17 protein-coding genes and 1 tRNA gene are annotated in these 17,763 nt (G+C 66.6%); 1 reads left to right on the top strand and 17 read right to left on the bottom strand.

Features of this window, described 5'->3' with window-relative positions; genetic code table 11:
- The first annotated feature begins 281 nt into the window (after nt 1-281).
- Entirely contained in the window at nt 282-653 is a 372-nt protein-coding gene (locus tag ABIA71_RS01140) for a hypothetical protein (RefSeq protein ID WP_354282439.1), read from the top strand.
- 76 nt (nt 654-729) lie between these two features.
- Here ABIA71_RS01140 and ABIA71_RS01135 read toward each other — a convergent pair whose 3' ends face one another.
- The 17 genes from ABIA71_RS01135 to ftsH form a co-directional block, all read right to left on the bottom strand.
- Nucleotides 730-1,107 carry a response regulator gene (locus tag ABIA71_RS01135; protein WP_354282437.1) on the bottom strand — a complete coding sequence of 126 codons (378 nt, stop codon included), beginning with the start codon at nt 1,105-1,107 and terminating at the stop codon, nt 730-732.
- A complete protein-coding gene (locus ABIA71_RS01130; protein ID WP_354282435.1) occupies nt 1,104-2,105 on the bottom strand; it encodes a sensor histidine kinase in 1,002 nt (333 codons plus the stop codon). The genes ABIA71_RS01135 and ABIA71_RS01130 overlap by 4 nt, the downstream gene beginning before the upstream one ends.
- A 142-nt stretch (nt 2,106-2,247) precedes the next feature.
- Nucleotides 2,248-2,877, bottom strand: a complete 630-nt coding sequence (locus tag ABIA71_RS01125; RefSeq protein WP_354282433.1) for an ankyrin repeat domain-containing protein — start codon at nt 2,875-2,877, stop codon at nt 2,248-2,250.
- Nucleotides 2,878-3,194: 317 nt separating this feature from the next.
- Nucleotides 3,195-3,287 (bottom strand) — tRNA-Ser (locus tag ABIA71_RS01120).
- An 81-nt stretch (nt 3,288-3,368) separates the two neighbouring features.
- Nucleotides 3,369-3,572: a carbon storage regulator CsrA gene (csrA, locus tag ABIA71_RS01115; protein ID WP_019183311.1), complete on the bottom strand. Its 204-nt coding sequence runs from the start codon at nt 3,570-3,572 to the stop codon at nt 3,369-3,371.
- A gap of 141 nt (nt 3,573-3,713) precedes the next feature.
- Nucleotides 3,714-6,362, bottom strand: coding sequence for an alanine--tRNA ligase (alaS, locus tag ABIA71_RS01110; protein ID WP_354282431.1), 2,649 nt, complete (start codon nt 6,360-6,362; stop codon nt 3,714-3,716).
- Between the two features lie 105 nt (nt 6,363-6,467).
- Nucleotides 6,468-6,959, bottom strand: coding sequence for a recombination regulator RecX (gene recX, locus ABIA71_RS01105; RefSeq protein ID WP_354282429.1), 492 nt, complete (start codon nt 6,957-6,959; stop codon nt 6,468-6,470).
- A gap of 115 nt (nt 6,960-7,074) precedes the next feature.
- A complete protein-coding gene (recA, locus tag ABIA71_RS01100) occupies nt 7,075-8,115 on the bottom strand; it encodes a recombinase RecA (protein ID WP_038689120.1) in 1,041 nt (346 codons plus the stop codon).
- 206 nt (nt 8,116-8,321) lie between these two features.
- Complete coding sequence (gene lexA / locus ABIA71_RS01095; protein ID WP_128096926.1) at nt 8,322-8,972, bottom strand: transcriptional repressor LexA; 651 nt, start codon at nt 8,970-8,972, stop codon at nt 8,322-8,324.
- Nucleotides 8,973-9,354: 382 nt separating this feature from the next.
- Nucleotides 9,355-11,031 carry a 2-polyprenylphenol 6-hydroxylase gene (gene ubiB, locus ABIA71_RS01090; RefSeq protein ID WP_354282426.1) on the bottom strand — a complete coding sequence of 559 codons (1,677 nt, stop codon included), beginning with the start codon at nt 11,029-11,031 and terminating at the stop codon, nt 9,355-9,357.
- Nucleotides 11,032-11,066: 35 nt separating this feature from the next.
- The gene (locus ABIA71_RS01085) at nt 11,067-11,561 is read right to left on the bottom strand and encodes a CinA family protein (RefSeq protein ID WP_354282424.1); all 495 of its coding nucleotides are present in this window, start codon (nt 11,559-11,561) and stop codon (nt 11,067-11,069) included.
- A gap of 276 nt (nt 11,562-11,837) precedes the next feature.
- Nucleotides 11,838-13,148 carry a ribosome rescue GTPase HflX gene (hflX, locus tag ABIA71_RS01080; protein ID WP_354282422.1) on the bottom strand — a complete coding sequence of 437 codons (1,311 nt, stop codon included), beginning with the start codon at nt 13,146-13,148 and terminating at the stop codon, nt 11,838-11,840.
- Between the two features lie 26 nt (nt 13,149-13,174).
- A complete protein-coding gene (gene hfq / locus ABIA71_RS01075) occupies nt 13,175-13,459 on the bottom strand; it encodes an RNA chaperone Hfq (RefSeq protein WP_137190031.1) in 285 nt (94 codons plus the stop codon).
- Nucleotides 13,460-13,565: 106 nt separating this feature from the next.
- Nucleotides 13,566-14,519 (bottom strand): tRNA (adenosine(37)-N6)-dimethylallyltransferase MiaA, encoded by a 954-nt coding sequence (gene miaA, locus ABIA71_RS01070; protein WP_354282420.1) that lies wholly within the window; start codon nt 14,517-14,519, stop codon nt 13,566-13,568.
- Nucleotides 14,519-15,418 (bottom strand): dihydropteroate synthase, encoded by a 900-nt coding sequence (gene folP / locus ABIA71_RS01065; RefSeq protein ID WP_354282418.1) that lies wholly within the window; start codon nt 15,416-15,418, stop codon nt 14,519-14,521. The genes miaA and folP overlap by 1 nt, the downstream gene beginning before the upstream one ends.
- A gap of 92 nt (nt 15,419-15,510) precedes the next feature.
- Nucleotides 15,511-15,699, bottom strand: a complete 189-nt coding sequence (locus tag ABIA71_RS01060; RefSeq protein ID WP_128098108.1) for a hypothetical protein — start codon at nt 15,697-15,699, stop codon at nt 15,511-15,513.
- A 100-nt stretch (nt 15,700-15,799) separates the two neighbouring features.
- Nucleotides 15,800-17,746, bottom strand: coding sequence for an ATP-dependent zinc metalloprotease FtsH (gene ftsH / locus ABIA71_RS01055; RefSeq protein ID WP_038689135.1), 1,947 nt, complete (start codon nt 17,744-17,746; stop codon nt 15,800-15,802).
- Nucleotides 17,747-17,763 lie beyond the last annotated feature (17 nt).

Below are 17,763 nucleotides of genomic sequence, written 5' to 3'. Positions count from 1 at the left end.
CGAAGCAACGGACACGGCAACGCCTCCAGCAAGGAAAGAAGTCCTCTGGCGGCGGCTGGAGGGAAAGGGGATCGAAGGCTGCAACGCCTTCAGTGCAGCGCGATTCTACTCGCGCAACCGGTCGCTGTCGCGGTCCCGACAATCCCGCGTTTCATGCACCTGGCATAGGTCCCGCCCCAAGGCCGGGCGGAAATTAGCAAAACTACTAACTCACCGGTAGACTGTGTGCCGGCATGCGTCTCCGCAGCGCATGCACTCACAACGGCCGACGAGGCACGCACATGATCGATTTCTCCCCCGCCCAGCGCGGCGGCCTTCCGCCCTTGACCGGCACCCGCTGGCCGATCCGGTGCGGCCATGGCTTTTCCGCTGAAGAACTGGCGCAGCTGCGCGACGGCCTGTGGCCCCGCGCAAGCGACGACCGCTGGGCGGTGTGGTTGGACGGCAGCACCCTGCGGTGCTGGCGCGCGCTGACCAGCGGCTGCATTTACGAGAGTGTGATCGTCATGGCCGATGACGGCAGCGGTACCGCCGTGGTCCTGGATGTGCTCGACGACCCGGCACAGTATCAGCGCGCCAGCACCGACAGCGGCGAACTGGAGCGATTCGAAGGCGTGGTCCGGCTGGCCCTGGCGCAGGCACGCGCCGCGTAACTTCCTGGCGGCGTGCCGTCGCGCCGCCACCACCGGACCGTGCCAAGCCACACCGGTGGCTCGACGACTCCCCGGGTTATGCGATCAGATCACCGGGCACCGCCGGGGCATCCTGCAGCCCGGCCAGGGCCTGCTGCAGCTCGCGCATCCGGAACGGTTTCTGCAACCCATGCCGTGCGCGGAAGTGCGGCGGAATCGCGGTGCCGTCATAGCCGGTGACGAACATGTACGGAATGCCACGCGCCTCCAGCGCTTCGGCAATCGGGAACGACGGTGTGCCGCCCAGGTTCACGTCCAGCATGGCGCAATCGATGCCGCCGCCCTGCAGTGCGGCAAGCGCAGCGTCGACGTTGGCCGCCACCGCCGCCACTTCATAACCGAGTTCGATCAGGCAGTCTTCGACCATCATCGCCACCAGCGATTCGTCTTCGACCAACAGGACTCGCGCCTTCATGGGTAAACCTCGTGTGCATCATCAGCCAGGGGGATGGAAACACGGAACGTGACGCCCTCGGGTTCGAAGGCCAGATTTACCGCTCCTCCCATGTCGTGCTTGAGTCCGCGCTCAAGCAGCCGCGAACCAAAGCCGCGCTGGGCCGGCGGCTGCACCTGCGGACCGCCGCGCTCGCGCCACACCAGCTCCAGCACCTCCCCTTCGCCACTGTCGTTGCGCTGCCAGGCGATATGCACCAACCCCTGCGGCGTGGACAACGCGCCGTGCCGGGCCGCGTTGGCACATAACTCGTGCAGCGCCATGGCCAACGCCATCGCACGGCGCGGGTCGATCCGGCACGATTCGCCCTGTACGTCGAACTGCCGTGCATCGAACCGGCCCTGTGCGGCGAGCCCACGGGCCAGCTCGGCGACGTCGGCACTGAGCCAGTTTTCCCGGGTAAGCACATCGTGCGCGCTAGCCAGCGCCAGCAGGCGTTCTTCGATCTTGCCGCAGGCGTCGTCCATGCCATCGGCATTGGCGAAGGTCTGCCGCGCGATCGACTGCACCGTGGCCAGCGTGTTCTTGACCCGATGATTCAGTTCGTTGACCAGCGACTGCAGGTGCTCGGCGTGGCGGGTGCGCTCGGTGATGTCGCGGGTACTCCCGGCAATGGCTTCGACCTGGCCGTCCGGCCCGAACACCGGCGTAAAGATGTAGTCGTAGACCCGGGTGCCTTCGGTGGTGTGCGCGAACGGCACCTCGCCACGTATCGGTCGCCCGGTGGCGATCACCTGTTCGATCTCGTCGTCATGCATGGCGGCATGCCAGGGTGCATAGCCCAGCTCCAGGCAGGTCTTGCCGGCGGCCTCCTCCCAGCGCATGCCCCACATGTCCAGCAACGCCTTGTTGGCATAGATGAAACGGTGCTTCAGATCGAAGACATACGACAGGTCAGGGGTCGCCTGCAGGAGAGCCTCGTAGATGCGCCACTTGGCAGTATCGTGTTCGTGCAGCACAGGGGGCAATCAGCAGGGCGGGTGAAGACCATAGTGGCCCATCCGTGAAAAACGGGTCAGCGGCGCATGGCGTGCGTTCATCTTGCACGGGGACCCAGCGACGGCGCTCCGCGAGCAACCCATGCCCTGCCCAGCGGGCGCCTCAGCCCGGACGCGCGCCTGCGGCGAGAAGCAGCGCTTCGATCTGGCGGTAGCCGCGCTGGCGTGCATGCTGCAGCGGGGTCCTGCCCTCGCCATCGGGCAGGTTCACGTCGGCCCTGGCTGCGATGAGCTGGCGGACGATCTGCACATGCCGAGGGCCCCCATCACTCAAGAGGATGGCCTCCAACAGCGCCGTCCACTGCAGGTTGTTGACGTGATCCACGTCCACGCCCGCGGCGATCAGCATCGCCACGGCCTCTGCATGGCCGCGCTCCGCAGCCGGAATGAGCGCGGTGCCCCCGTAACGATTGGTGCTTTTCAGGTCCGCGCCCGCGGCGAGCGTGGCGCGCAGGATCTCCAGATGGCCCCGGGCACCGGCATACAGGTACGGGCTGTCTTCGATGGCATCCTTGGCATTCACATCGGCACCGGCCTGTATCAGGGCATGCGCGGCATCGACGTGGTTGTGCCGGGTCGCCACCAGCAACGGCGTCGCTTTGGCCGGGTTGCGCGCATCCACCCGGGCGCCCTGCGCCAGCAACGTACGCACCGTCGCGGCATCCCCCTTCTCCGCCGCCCGATGCAGCCGCTCCTCCAGCGAGGCGGCACTCATCGGCGCGGCCATGCCCATGAGCATGCTCATGACCAGCCAGCAACGCAGCGCCCTCGGTCCCATCGACATGTGTTCTGTTCCTTGCGCGGACCACGTCCCGCTGGACGCAGTGGAACAACAACCGTAGTAGAACCGGCGGTCAGGCTCCAATGAAGAATCGTGATCGGCAGCATTTGCCCACCGAATGGTCGAGCAGATGCCTTCCCCGATCGCATGCAGGCGAGATCGGCGATCAGCCGGACGACTGATCGCCGCACCGATGGCGGCCATGCACAGGGACGGATTCGCGGACAAAAAAAAGCCCCTGAGCTTGCACTCAGGGGCTTTTCTACAACTGGCGGAGCGGGAGGGATTCGAACCCTCGATAGAGTTTTAAGCCCTATACTCCCTTAGCAGGGGAGCCCCTTCAGCCACTCGGGCACCGCTCCAGTGTTCTGGTTCCGCCGCTGCGTTGAATCATCTCAGCGGGGGCGCGAATAATAACGTTTTCCGCGCCCGAAGGTAAAGCCTTAATCCGAAGAATTTTCACTTCCGGATGCATTCGGCTCATCGCCGCGCTGGATGCGCTGGTAAATCTCTTCGCGGTGCACGGCCACGTCCTTCGGAGCAGTGATACCGATACGCACCTGGTTGCCCTTGACGCCGAGCACGGTCACGCTGACCGAATCACCGATCATCAGGGTTTCGCCTACGCGGCGAGTCAGGATCAACATTTTTGCAAGTCTCCAGGGAACCGGTGGATCTTCCCCACCGGCTCGGCGCCCAGCCAAGGAACGCCACACGACAAAGGGAAAGGATTAGCCATAGTACCGTCAGGCCTCCCGCCCCTTCAAGGAGCAGGAGGCTTCAGGTGTTCAGATACGGGGAGTGACCCAGTCGACAACGGCTGCGAGGGCAGAAGCAAGGGCGGGCCCGTCCTCGCCACCACCCTGGGCGAGATCCGGGCGGCCGCCGCCCTTGCCCCCGGTCTGACTGGCGATATGGGACAACAGTTCCCCGGCCTTGACCTTGCCCATTGCACTGCCGTTCACGCCGGCGACCAGGGCCGCCTTGCCGTCCTGGGTGCCGGCCAGCACGATCACCGCGTCGCCCAGCTGCTGCTTGAGGCGGTCGATTGCGTCACGAAGCGCCTTGGCATCGAAGCCTTCCAGGCGCGCGGCCAGGATCTTGATGCCGTTGACCTCGACCGCCGACGCGCCGAGATCGGCGGTGGCGCCCGCGGCCTGCTTGGCCTTCAATGCGTCCAGTTCGCGTTCGAGCTTCTTCTGGCGCTCGCCGAGCTGGCGGATCTTGTCCACCACGTCGCCGGCATTGCCGCCCAGCAGCGTCGCCGCTTCGCCAAGCACGGCTTCTTCCTGGGCTACGTAATCCAGCGCGCCCTGCCCGGTCACCGCTTCAATGCGGCGCACCCCCGAAGACACACCGCCTTCGGAGGTGATCTTGAACAGGCCGATGTCACCGGTGCGGCCCACGTGGGTACCGCCGCACAGTTCGGTGGAGTAATCGCCCATCTTCAGCACGCGCACGTTCTCGCCGTACTTCTCGCCGAACAGCGCCATCGCACCGAAGTCCAGCGCTTCCTGCATGGCCATGTTGTGCACTTCGACGGCGTTGTTGGCCCGCACCTGCGCGTTGACCTTGCGCTCGACGACCGCCAGGTCCTCGGCACTGATCGGGGCGAAATGCGCGAAGTCGAAGCGCAGGCGGTCCGGCGCGACCAGCGAGCCCTTCTGCTGCACGTGGGTACCCAGCACTTCGCGCAGGGCGGCATGCAGGAGGTGGGTCGCGGAATGGTTGAGGATGGTGGCGCCGCGGCGTTCGCCATCGACCTGGCCACGCAGCGAGTCGCCCACCTTGAGGCTGCCCTGGGTGATCGTTCCGACGTGACCATGGAACTGGCCGGCGAACTTCTGGGTGTCGCTGACCTTTACCTGCCCACCCGCACCGGCGAGTTCACCGGTGTCGCCGACCTGGCCGCCGGATTCGGCATAGAACGGGGTCTGGTCGGTGATCACGATCACCTCGTCACCGGCCTGCGCCGCGTCCACCGGGCGACCATCCTTGAGCACGGCCAGCACCGTCAGGCCGTCGGCCTGCAGGCGGTCGTAGCCCAGGAACACGGTCGGCTTGAGCGTGGCCACCAGATCGGCGGACAGGGTGACGCCGCCGCCGAACTTGCCTGCTGCGCGCGCGGTTTCGCGCTGGTTGTCCATGGCGGCGTTAAAGCCATCCATGTCCACGGTCATGTCACGCTCGCGGGCGATGTCGGCGGTCAGGTCGACCGGGAAGCCGTAGGTGTCGTACAGGCGGAAGGCATCCACGCCCGGGATCACGCCGTCGCTGACCCTGGCCGCGACGTCGTCGAAGATCTTCATGCCCGAATCGAGGGTTTCAGCGAAACGCTCTTCCTCGGCCTGCAGCGCGCGCACCACGGTGTCGGCCTGGGCCGGCAGTTCCGGATAGGCCACGCCCATCTGCTCGACCAGGGTCGGCACCAGCTTGCTGAAGAACGGCTGGCGCACGCCCAGCATCCAGCCATGGCGCAGCGCGCGACGGATGATCCGGCGCAGCACGTAGCCACGGCCTTCGTTGGACGGCAGCACGCCATCGACGATCAGGAACGAGCAGGCCCGGATATGGTCGGCGATGACACGCAGCGACTTGTTCTCCAGGGCGGCCATGCCGGTCAGTTCGCTGGCCTTGCGGATCAGCGCCTGGAACAGGTCGATTTCATAGTTGGTGTGCACGTGCTGCAGGATCGCGGCCAGGCGCTCCAGCCCCATGCCGGTGTCCACGCAGGGCGCCGGCAGCGGCACCAGGGTGCCGTCGGGCTGGCGATCGAACTGCATGAACACCAGATTCCAGATTTCGATGAAGCGGTCGCCGTCTTCGTCCGGCGAGCCCGGGGGGCCGCCAGCGATGTGGTCGCCGTGGTCATAGAAGATCTCGGTGCACGGACCGCACGGGCCGGTTTCAGCCATCTGCCAGAAGTTGTCCGAGGCGAACGGCGCACCCTTGTTGTCGCCGATGCGCACGATGCGCGCTTCCGGGATGCCGATCATGTCGCGCCACAGCGCGTAGGCCTCGTCATCGGTCTGGTAGACCGTGACCAGCAGGCGGTCGGCCGGCAGCTTCCAGACCTGGGTCAGCAGCTCCCATGCCCAGGCAATGGCGTCCTTCTTGAAGTAATCGCCGAAGGACCAGTTGCCCAGCATTTCGAAGAAGGTGTGGTGGCGCGCGGTGTAGCCGACCTGGTCCAGGTCGTTGTGCTTGCCGCCGGCGCGCAGGCAGCGCTGGACGTCTGCGGCGCGCACATAGCTGCGCTTTTCCGCGCCAAGGAACACGTCCTTGAACTGCACCATGCCGGAGTTGGTGAACAGCAGGGTCGGATCATTGCCCGGCACCAGGGGCGCCGACGGCACGATGGTGTGGCCCTTTCCCTTGAAGAACTCAAGGAAATCGCTGCGGATCTGGGAGGTAGTGAATGTGACGGATGCGTTCATGGGGGCTGGCTTTATGCGGGCCGGCCGGTCCATGGCACTCAGCCCCAATGGCCGGGTGTCGCTGCTGGACCGCCGAAACCATAAAGGGTATCAGGCCCGGGCCGCTCAGTCGTCAGGGTCGTAGCGGGTGGCGCGCCGAATGGTATCGCCGTCGAACCCGCGCCGGGCCAGCAGATCGGCCGCTTTACGGCGTTGCGGCAGCTCCTGGGGGCCGGCCTCGCCGAAACGGCGGCAGACCAGATCCCGGGCATTTTCGGCCCAATCGCCCTCGAAGGTGTCCATGGCCAGGGCGATCTGCTCGCTGTCCAGCCCGTGGGTGCCCAGTTCGGCACGGATATGGATGGGACCGTACCCGGTGTTGGCCCGGATCCGGACCAGGTTCTCGGCGAACCGGGTGTCGTCCTGCCAGCCGGCCTCGCTGAGCGTGTCGACCGCTGCCACGGCAGCGTCGGTCTCGATGCCCCGGGCCTGCAGCTTGCGGGTCAATTCCTTGCGCGAGTGCTCGCGGCGCACCAGCAGGCCCAGCGCCCGTTGGACCGGGGTCTGTTCACTGACACGGCGTTTACGGCGGGGTGCCGGGCTGTCGGAATCCTGCATGGCCACCTTTACTCAATCAAATGCGCCGTCCCTGGCGCTCCCCCCGTCGGGGGAATACGGAAACCGCGGTGCAGGGCGAGCGTCACTGACGGCGCTGCCCTGCCCCGCAGGAAACTCACTCGACGTCGTCTTCCACGTCGTCGCCGCCTTCGCGGGCTGCCTCTTCCGGCTGGAACTTCTCGCGCAGCTCGGCTTCCAGGCGCTGGGCGATCTGCGGGTTGTCGCGCAGGTAACCGCGGGCATTGTCCTTGCCCTGGCCGATGCGCTCGTCGCCGTAGCTGTACCAGGCGCCCGCCTTCTCAACCAGCTTGGCTTCCACGCCCATGTCGATCAGTTCGCCTTCGCGGCTGATGCCTTCGCCGTACAGGATCTCGGTGATGACCTGCTTGAACGGAGGCGCCAGCTTGTTCTTGACGACCTTGATCTTGGTCTGGTTGCCGATGATCTCGTCGCCCTTCTTGATCGCGCCGATGCGGCGGATGTCCAGGCGTACCGAGGCGTAGAACTTCAGGGCGTTGCCGCCGGTGGTCACTTCCGGGCTCTGGCCCGGCATCATCACGCCGATCTTGTGGCGCAACTGGTTGATGAACACCACCAGGGTATTGGAGCGCTTGATGTTGCCGGTGAGCTTGCGTAGCGCCTGGCTCATCAGACGGGCCTGCAGGCCCGGCAGCTGGTCGCCCATTTCGCCTTCGATTTCGGCCTTCGGGGTCAGCGCGGCGACCGAGTCGACCACCACGATGTCCACCGAGCTGGACCGCACCAGCATGTCGGCGATTTCCAGCGCCTGCTCACCGGTATCGGGCTGCGACAGCAGCAGGTCGTCGACGTTCACGCCCAGCTTGGCGGCGTAGATCGGGTCCAGTGCATGCTCGGCGTCGATGAAGGCCGCGGTGCCGCCCTTCTTCTGGCATTCGGCAATGGCCTGCAGGGTCAGGGTGGTCTTGCCCGAGGACTCCGGACCGTAGATTTCAACGACACGCCCCTTGGGCAGGCCACCAATGCCGAGTGCGATATCCAGCATCAGCGAGCCGGTGGGGATGACCTCGACCGCTTCGACGACGCGGTCGCCCATGCGCATCACGGCGCCCTTGCCGAACTGCTTTTCGATCTGGCTCAGGGCGGCGGTGAGGGCACGCTTTTTGTTTTCGTCCATCGGAGTGGTCCTTGCAGAGGTCATGTCGGTGGAGGTGCTGTCTTTGGAAGTCTTCTTGGCCATGGGTTCACTTTAAGGCTGGCGTATCGCACAGGCTGAGATTCTGCCCGGCGTTCGGAAAAAAATTATCGGACATCCGTACCAACCTCAGCGGAACCAGAGAATCGCCACAAAAGACCGTGCAGGTATTACGTAGTAGAAGGGGGTCAGCGGTTGGGCCGCAGCAGGCCGCAATAGAGGCCTTCGATGGCAAAGTCCTGGTCGGGCAGCACTTCGATCGGCTTGTAATCGGGATTGCGCGGCAACAGCCGGATACGGTCCTTGCCCATCTTGAGCAGCTTGACCGTGATCTCGTCATCGATGCGCGCCACCACGATCTGGCCCGAGCGGGCGTCGCGGGTGCGGTGCACGCCGATCAGGTCGCCATCGAAGATGCCTTCGTCGATCATCGAATCGCCCTGCACCTTGAGCAGGTAATCCGGCGCGGGCGAGAAGAACACCCGGTCGAGCACCACGAAATCATCAGACCCGATGTCCGCGCCGATCGGCAGACCGGCGGCCACCCGGCCCAGCACCGGCAGGCGCAATACGTGGTCGGGCAATGCGGGCACCGACAACGAGGCCGGCAGGCCGTCCTGCAGCGGCGGTGCCTGCACCAGCCGGATGCCGCGGGCCTGCCCGGGAATGCGACGGATCGCCCCCGCCTGCTCCAGCGCTTCCAGGTGGTACTGGGCTGCGCGCACGCCCTTGAAGCCGAACGCGCGGGCGATTTCCGTCTGCGACGGCGGTGCGCCGTCGGTCTCTATACGCTCGGCGATCAACTGCAGGATCGCCTGCTGGGTATCGGTCAGGTCCATGGTTAGTAGTATTACTACTAACGATGTGGGCACGCAAGTGCCCACAGAAGAAGAGAAGGGGGAGCAGCCACCCATGGGGTGGCTCTACCGCGGATTACCCTGTCCGGTAGAGCCACCCCATGGGTGGCTGCGCGCGGTATCTGATCGCTCGGAAACCCCACATTCCCCGCCCCACGCGCTGCACGCTGGGAGGGGGAAGCCATCGAACGTTGGTCGGTGGACCCCAATGATTCGTTCATGGCCGCAGAACGAAGGGCAGCGACGAAGCTGGAGGGTCATGACGGCGGCCAGGTCGAGCGGCCGACCAACGGTCGGCTCTACGCGCAATGTGCCGCGCTCGCGGCAGATTGCGGGGATCCTTCGGATCCCAGCGGCAAGAACCCTACGGGTTCTTGCCGCTGCGCCAGATCGAAAACAGTATCCACACGCCGCAGAATCCCGCGCCGATGAAGCCGGCCACGCCCAGCGCGAGCAGCCAGCGGCTGGAAACGCCGCCTACGCTGTGCATGACGATGGACGAGCCGATGATCAGTGCGGCGGTCACGATGCCCATCACCAGCCGGTTGGCGGCGCGGTTGACCTGGTCGCCGAAGCCTTGCAGCGCGGTGGTTTCCACTTTCAGCTGCAGGCGCCCGCGGCGCGCCATCTGCAGCAGTCGGCGCACGTCGCGCGGCAGGTCGCCGAGCAGGTCCATCACCCCGACCAGGCTGCGCTTGCCGCGTTTGAGCACCGCGCCGGGAGCGTAGCGCTGCCACATTACCCGTTCCAGGTAGGGTCGCGCGGCGCTGGCCATGTCGAACTGCGGATCGAGCTGACGACCCATGCCTTCCAGGGTCAGGAACGTCTTGATCATCAGCGCCAGGTCGGCCGGCAGGGTCAGCGAGTACTGGCGCAGCAGCGTGGTGATGGTGCCCAGCATCAGGCCCATGTGCAGGTCCTTGAGCGGCACGCCACGGTACTGATCGACGAAGGTGCTGATGTCCTGCTGCAGCCGCGATTCGTCCACGTCCACGCCACCGGCCCAGTCCAACAGCACGTCCGACACCGCCTCGGGCTCCTGGCTGACCAGCCCGTGCAGCAGCTGCGCCACCTGGAAGCGCCGCTGCTCGGAGATGGCGCCGACCATGCCGAAATCGATCACGCCGATCCGCCCGTCACGCAGGTAGATGATGTTGCCGGGGTGCGGATCGGCGTGGAAACACCCGTCCTCCAGCACCATCTTGAGCACGATGTGGGCGCCACGACGCGCCAGCTGCACGCGGTCCAGACCGGCCGCATCGACACCGGCCAGGTCACGCCCGGGAATGCCGTCGACGAAGTCCTGCACGTTGAGGCTCTCGCAGGTCCACTGCCAGTGCACGCTCGGTATCAGGATGTCCTGGCGCCCCTGGAAGTTGCGGGCGATACGCTCGGCATTGCGGCATTCGGCAGCGAAATCGAGCTCGCGCCGCAGCGATACCTGGAACTGCTGCACCACTTCGGCCGGGCGATAGCGCTGCAGGTCGGGCAGGCGTGCTTCGACGATCTCGGCCAGCCGGGCCAGCAGGCGCAGGTCGGCCTCGATCACCTCGCGGATGCCGGGCCGGCGGATCTTCAACACCACGGCGGTGCCGTCGTGCAGGGTCGCGCGATGGGCCTGGGCCAGCGAGGCGGCCGCCATCGGGGTTTCATCCAGCCACGCGAACACCTCGGTGGCCGGCGCGCCCAGGTCGGCTTCCAGCTGCTCGCGCACCTGCGCATACGGCAACGCGGGCACGGCGTTCTGCAGTTCGGAGAATTCGGCGATCCAGTCCGGCGGGAACAGGTCCACGCGGGTGGCCAGCACCTGCCCGAGTTTGACGAAGGTGGGGCCCAGGTCCTCCATCGCACGACGCACCCGCACCGGGGCGGTCATGCGCAGCATCTGCGTGTCGTTCCAGTGCAGCAGCCGGCCGGCCCGCTCCAGCACGTCGGCCAGGCCGATCCGGCGGACCAGATCGCCAAAGCCATAGCGGATCAGGACCGAGGCGATTTCCTGCAATCGCCCCAGGTCGCGCACGGTGCCCAGTGTTTCCCACATCGGTACAGCTCCTGTCGACGCACGCGCTCAGGATGTCACACCGGGGCGAAAATTCCCGTCAGGGCCTGCTGCACGGTCTGGCGGCGGATGGCATCACGGTCGCCATCGAACTGGAACAGCTGCGCCCGGGCGTAGCCGCCGCGTTGCTTCCAGCCGATCCAGACGCTGCCCACCGGTTTGTCCGGGCTGCCGCCGCCGGGACCGGCGATGCCGGTCACGGCCACGGCCATGCCCGCGCCGGAATTGATCAACGCGCCGGAGACCATTTCGAGCACGGTTTCGCGGCTGACCGCGCCGAACTGTTCCAGCGTGTGCGCGCGCACGCCAAGCAGGCGCTGCTTGGCCTCGTAGCTGTAGACCACCATGCCGCAATCGAAGAAGGCCGACGAGCCGGCCACGTCGGTCATCGCCTTGGCGATCCAGCCGCCGCTGCAGCTTTCGGCGGTGACCAGCTGCAGGGCCGCCTGCTGCAGGCGTTGGCCGACATCACGGGCGAGGACGCCGAGTTCGGCATCGGTGGGGACGTGCATGGGGATCCTGGAACCGGGGGATGAATGCCCCTGTTTTAGCCGATATCGACGGCGGTGTCGTGTGCTGGGCGTGCGGCGTGGCGCCGGCCTGATGCGGGTAGAGCCGGGCCGATGCGGGTAAAGCCGGGCAGAGCCCGGCGCTACGGGGGCGCGAACAGCCGGGCAGAGCCCGGCGCTACGGTGCGCGTATAGCCGGGCAGCGCCCGGATTTACCGGTGCGCGTGTAGCCGGGCAGCGCCCGGGTTTACCGGGCGCGGTGCCGGCCCGGGGCCGGCATTACCACTCCGGCAGTTTTTCCGGCAGCAGGGCGCGGATCGGTTCGCCGCCCTCGCCCGCCGCCAGTTTCTCGGCTTCGGCGATGGGCAGGTCGACATCCAGCAACCAGCCGTCTTCGTCGGCCTGTTCGCTGCGCACCACTTCCAGCTGGTGCAGGCGCGAACGCAGCCGGCCGGCGCTGGACGGCAGGCGCAGTTCGCCGGTGACATGCTGCAGGCCCAGCCGCTTGCCCAGTACGGACTGCAGCAGCGGCAGGCCAAGCCCGTCGCGTGCGGAAATCCATACGCGCTCGCGGCGCGCCTCATCGGGGATGCCGTCCTGCGCGTCGTGACGCACTTCGGCACCGTCGATGCGGTCGATCTTGTTGAAGACCAGCAGCTGCGGCAGGTCACCGGCGCCGACCTCGGCCAGTACTTCGTCGACCTGGGCGATGCGCTCCTCGCGGTGCGGATCGGCCGCATCGACGATGTGCAGCAGGAAATCGGCCTCGCGCGCTTCGCTCAGGGTCGAGCGGAACGCGGCCACCAGCTCATGCGGCAGATCGCGCACGAACCCGACGGTGTCGGCCAGCACGACGCTGCCACCGGGCACGATGATGCGGCGCACAGTCGGGTCGAGGGTGGCAAACAACTTGTCGGCGGCATACGCCTCGGCACCGGTCAGCGCATTGAACAGCGTCGACTTGCCGGCGTTGGTGTAGCCCACCAGGGCCACGCGCGGCAATTCGCTGCGCACGCGTGCACGGCGCATCTGGGTGCGCTGCACTTCCACTTTTTCAAGCTTCTTCTGCAGCTGTTCGACCCGCTTCTGGAGCAGCCGGCGATCGGTTTCCAGCTGGGTTTCACCCGGCCCACGCAGGCCGATGGCACCACCGCGCTGACGCTCCAGATGGGTCCAGCCGCGGACCAGCCGCGTGGCCATGTGGCGCAGCTGCGCCAATTCGACCTGCAGCTTGCCTTCGTGGCTGTGCGCACGCTGGGCGAAAATGTCCAGGATCAGACCGGTACGGTCGATCACCCGGCGCTCGAGGAACCGCTCCAGGTTGCGCTCCTGTACCGGCGACAGGGAATGGTTGACCAGGATCAGGTCGGCCCCGGTGGCATCGGCCGCGGCTTTCACCTCGTCCAGCTTGCCGGTGCCGATCAGGATCGACGGGTTGGGCCGATCGATGCGCGCGGTCAGCGTCGCGGCGATGCTGGCCCCGGCAGAGCGGGCCAGATCGGTGAACTCTTCAAGCACATCTTCTTCCAGCCGGCCGGAATGCGGCTGGATCAGGAGTGCGTGTTCGCCTCGCTTGGAACGGTCAAACACGCAGTTCTCCGGAAATACCGAACGTATTACTCAACGTCGTCTTCACCTTGGACGCCTTCGGCGCCACCTTCATTGGACTGTACATAGCCGCCGCCCGGACCGACCCGCACGTTGCGTGCCGGCACCACGGTCGAAATGGCGTGCTTGTACACCATCTGGCTCACCGTATTACGCAGCAGCACCACAAACTGGTCGAACGATTCAATCGTTCCCTGCAGCTTGATGCCATTGACCAGATACACCGAAACCGGCACGCGCTCGCGCCGAAGTGCATTGAGAAACGGATCCTGCAGCGATTGCCCCTTGGACATTGCCAACTCCTGATTATTGTTTTTATGGTCTTCCGGCAGTTCCACGGCCCCCGCCGCCCACCGGAATCCTTGATGGTACACGGGCCGGAGGGGAGAAGGCGTGGAGTCAGCGTGCGACGAAGGTCGACACCGCGTCCGCCAGGGAAGCCTTATCCAGATGGGGGTCGAACCAGCGCACATCAAGCTCGCCCCGCAGCCAGGTCAGCTGGCGCTTGGCCAGCTGGCGGGTGGCCTGGATGCCCCGCTCGCGGAACTGGCTGGCACTGCCCTGCCCGTCCAGGAACTCCCATGCCTGGCGATAGCCGACCGCGCGGATGGCCGGGAGGTCCAGCGGGGCCGCCACCCGGCCCATGTCCGGCAGCGCGCGCAGGGCGCGCACCTCGTCCAGGAAGCCGTGCGCCAGCATGGCGTCAAAACGGGTCTCGATGCGCTGGTGCAGCACGCTGCGCTCGCGCGGGGCCAGCACCAGCTTGAGGGTACGCACCGGCAGGCGATCCACGCCGGGCAGTTTCTGCCATTCGCTGATCGGGGTGCCGCTCAGCCGGTACACCTCCAGCGCACGCTGGATGCGCTGCGGGTCGGTGGCGTGAATGCGCGCCGCGGCCACCGGGTCGATCCCGGCCAGTTCGGCGTGCAGCGCCGCCCAGCCCTCGGCGGCCGCCTGCGCGGCAATCTGCGCGCGGGTGTCCGGATCGGCCGGTGGCATCGGCGACAGTCCCTGCAGCAGCGCACGGAAATACAGCCCGGTGCCGCCGGCCAGGATCGGCATGCGACCACGGGCCACGATGTCGGCGACGGCGCGCGCGGCATCGGCGGCGAACTCGGCCGCTGAATAGGTCTGCCACGGATCGCGCAGGTCCAGCAGGTGATGCGGGGCCTGCGCGCGTTCGGCCGCATCCGGCTTGGCCGACCCGATCTCCAGGCCGCGGTAGACCAGCGCCGAATCGACGCTGACGATTTCCCCGCCCAGCTGCCGTGCCAGCGCGATCGCGGTGGCGGTCTTGCCCGACGCGGTCGGGCCCATCACCGCGATCGCCAGCGGACGCTGGTCTACGGCCATCAGACGTCGTCCGGCCAGCGCGGCATCGCCGGCGCGGCGTCCACGCGCGGCATCGGCACCGCATCCACCGCGGCCCACACCTTGAGGGCATCGACCGTGGCGGCCACGTCGTGAACGCGCAGCAGCATCGCGCCGCGCTGGGCGGCGATCAGGTGCGCGGCGACCGAGCCGGCCACGCGGTCGCGCGGCTGCTCGCGGCCGGTCAGCTCGCCGATGCTGCGCTTGCGCGACAGGCCCGCCAGCATCGGCACGCCCAGGTCAAGAAAACGCGACGAACGCGCCAGCAAGGTCATGTTGTGCTCGGTGGTCTTGCCGAAGCCGAACCCCAGGTCGATGACCAGGTGCTTCTTGGCCACACCGGCCATCTCCGCCTGGAACATGCGCTCGGTGAGGAAACGATGCACCTCGGCCACCACGTCGTGGTAGTGCGGGGTGTCCTGCATGCTGCCCGGCTCGCCCTGCATGTGCATCAGCACCACCGGCACGCCGAGGTCGGCGGCCGCATCCAGCGCACCCGGCTGACGCAAGGCATGGATGTCGTTGATCATGCCGGCGCCGGCCGCCACGGCGGCACGCATCACGGCCGGCTTGAACGTATCGATGCTGATCGGCACCGCGGTTTCCGCCGCCAACCGCTGAATCACCGGGATCACCCGACGCAGCTCTTCGTCCTCCGGCACCGGCGCGCTGCCGGGACGGGTGGACTCGCCCCCGATGTCCAGCAGGTCGGCGCCCTCGGCGACCAATTGCAGGCCATGCGCGACCGCGGCCTCGACGGTGTCGTGCGCGCCGCCGTCGGAGAAGGAGTCCGGGGTGACGTTGACGATGCCCATCACGCGCGGTCGGTCCAGCCGCAGCACGCGGCCGCCGCAATCGAGCTGGGGGGAAATGTCGAACATGGGCAGGTCCACGGAATACGCCAGCGCGTAGTTTACGCCGGCCGTTCGCCACCGGCCCGGGAATGCGGGGTACTGCGCGGCAACCCGCTCGCTCAGCGTTGCTGGCGGCGCTTGCGATCCACGTAAAGGGTCTTGGCAATGCTCAGCAGGATGCCCACCGCAATGCCGATGCCCGCCCCCAGCAGGAAGTTGTCACGGAACAGGCCGATGCCGACGCCCACCACCGTGGCGATCACCATTTCGGCGGTGTGCGACACCGGGGTCGGGGGCGGGATGGACATGGCAACTCCGGAACGGACGACGGAAACGAGGCGGTCATTATGGCGCGGAAACGACGAAGGCCGGGTTGCCCCGGCCTTCGTCATTCACCTCACTGCCTGCTTACAGCTGCTCGGCAGGACCGGCGATCGGCGGCACCGGACGGGCGTCGCCGCCCTTGTCGTTGTTGCTGCCGTTGCCACCGTCCTTGTTGGACTTTTCCCAGCCCATCGGCGGCGGCGGATCGCGACCTTCCATGACCGCATCGATCTGCGGCACATCGATGGTCTCGTACTGCAGCAGCAGCTGCGACATGGTGTGCAGCTTGTCCAGGTTGGCGGTCAGCAGCTCGGTGGTACGGGCGTAGGCCTTGTCCAGGATGCTGCGCACCACTTCGTCGATGCGGCGCGCGGTGTCGTCGGAGACGCTCTTGTGCTGGGTGACCGAACGACCGAGGAACACTTCGTCGTCTTCCTCGCCGTAGGCGATCGGACCCAGCTCATCGGACAGGCCCCACTTGGTGACCATGTTGCGGGCCATCTTGGTAGCGCGCTCGATGTCGTTGGACGCACCGGTGGTGACCTTGTCGGTACCGAAGATCAGCTCCTCGGCCACACGACCGCCGTACAGCGAGCACAGCTGCGATTCGATCGCCACGCGGTTCATCGAGTACTTGTCGCCTTCCGGCAGGTACATGGTCACGCCCAGCGCGCGACCGCGCGGGATGATCGTGACCTTGTAGACCGGATCATGCTCGGGCACCAGGCGGCCAACGATGGCGTGGCCGGCTTCGTGGTAGGCGGTGAGCGTCTTTTCTTCTTCGCTCATCGCCATCGAACGGCGTTCGGCACCCATCAGGATCTTGTCGCGGGCGCGGTCGAAGTGGTCCATGCGGACTTCCTTCTCGCCACCACGCGCGGCGAACAGCGCCGCCTCGTTGCAGAGGTTGGCCAGGTCAGCGCCGGAGAAGCCCGGGGTACCACGCGCGATCACCATCGGCTCGACGTCGTCGGCCAGCGGCAGCTTGCGCATGTGTACCTTCAGGATCTGCTCGCGGCCGCGCACGTCGGCCAGGCCCACCACGACCTGGCGGTCGAAGCGACCCGGGCGCAACAGGGCCGGATCCAGCACGTCGGGACGGTTGGTGGCGGCGATGACGATCACGCCCTCGCCTCCCTCGAAGCCGTCCATTTCGACCAGCAACTGGTTCAGGGTCTGCTCGCGTTCGTCATGACCGCCGCCCAGGCCGGCGCCACGGTGGCGGCCGACGGCGTCGATTTCGTCGATGAAGATGATGCACGGCGCCTGCTTCTTGGCCTGCTCGAACATGTCGCGGACGCGGCTGGCGCCGACGCCGACGAACATTTCCACGAAATCCGAACCGGAGATCGAGAAGAACGGGACCTTGGCCTCACCGGCAATGGCGCGGGCCAGCAGGGTCTTGCCGGTACCGGGCGGACCGACCATCAGCACGCCGCGCGGGATCTTGCCGCCCAGCTTGGTGAACTTGGTCGGGTCGCGCAGGAAGTCGACCAGTTCGCCGACTTCTTCCTTGGCTTCGTCGCAGCCGGCGACGTCGGCGAAGGTGACCTTGATCTGGTCTTCGCCCTGCAGCTTGGCGCGCGACTTGCCGAAGGACATCGCGCCCTTGGAGCCGCCACCGCCGCCCTGCATCTGGCGCATGATGAACAACCAGAAGCCAATGATCAGGATCACCGGGAGGAAGTTCATCAGGATGGCGCCCAGCGAGATGCCGCTGGACGGCTCCTCCTGGACGATTTCCACGTTCTTGCCGCGCAGCACGTTGATCAGGTCACGATCGTAGGGCGCGGTGATGGTGGCCGACTGGCCACCACGGGTGGTGTAGGACAGCTGGCTGGTGCCGCCGCGCACGTCACCGGCAAAGGTGACCTTCTGTACGTTGCCGCTGTCCACCTGGTCCAGGAACTGCGAATAGGTCGCACCCTGGGCTCCCGCGCCGCTGCTCTTGGGCGAGAAGCTCTGGAAGACCACCATCAGCACCACGGCGACGACCACCCATAGCAGGAGGTTCTTGGTCAAGTCGTTCATCCTCATTGGCTCCGGTG

The organism is Stenotrophomonas sp. 2619 (assembly GCF_040548725.1).
Lineage (GTDB): Bacteria > Pseudomonadota > Gammaproteobacteria > Xanthomonadales > Xanthomonadaceae > Stenotrophomonas > Stenotrophomonas maltophilia_AP.
This window is presented reverse-complemented; position numbering and strand designations above follow the sequence as displayed.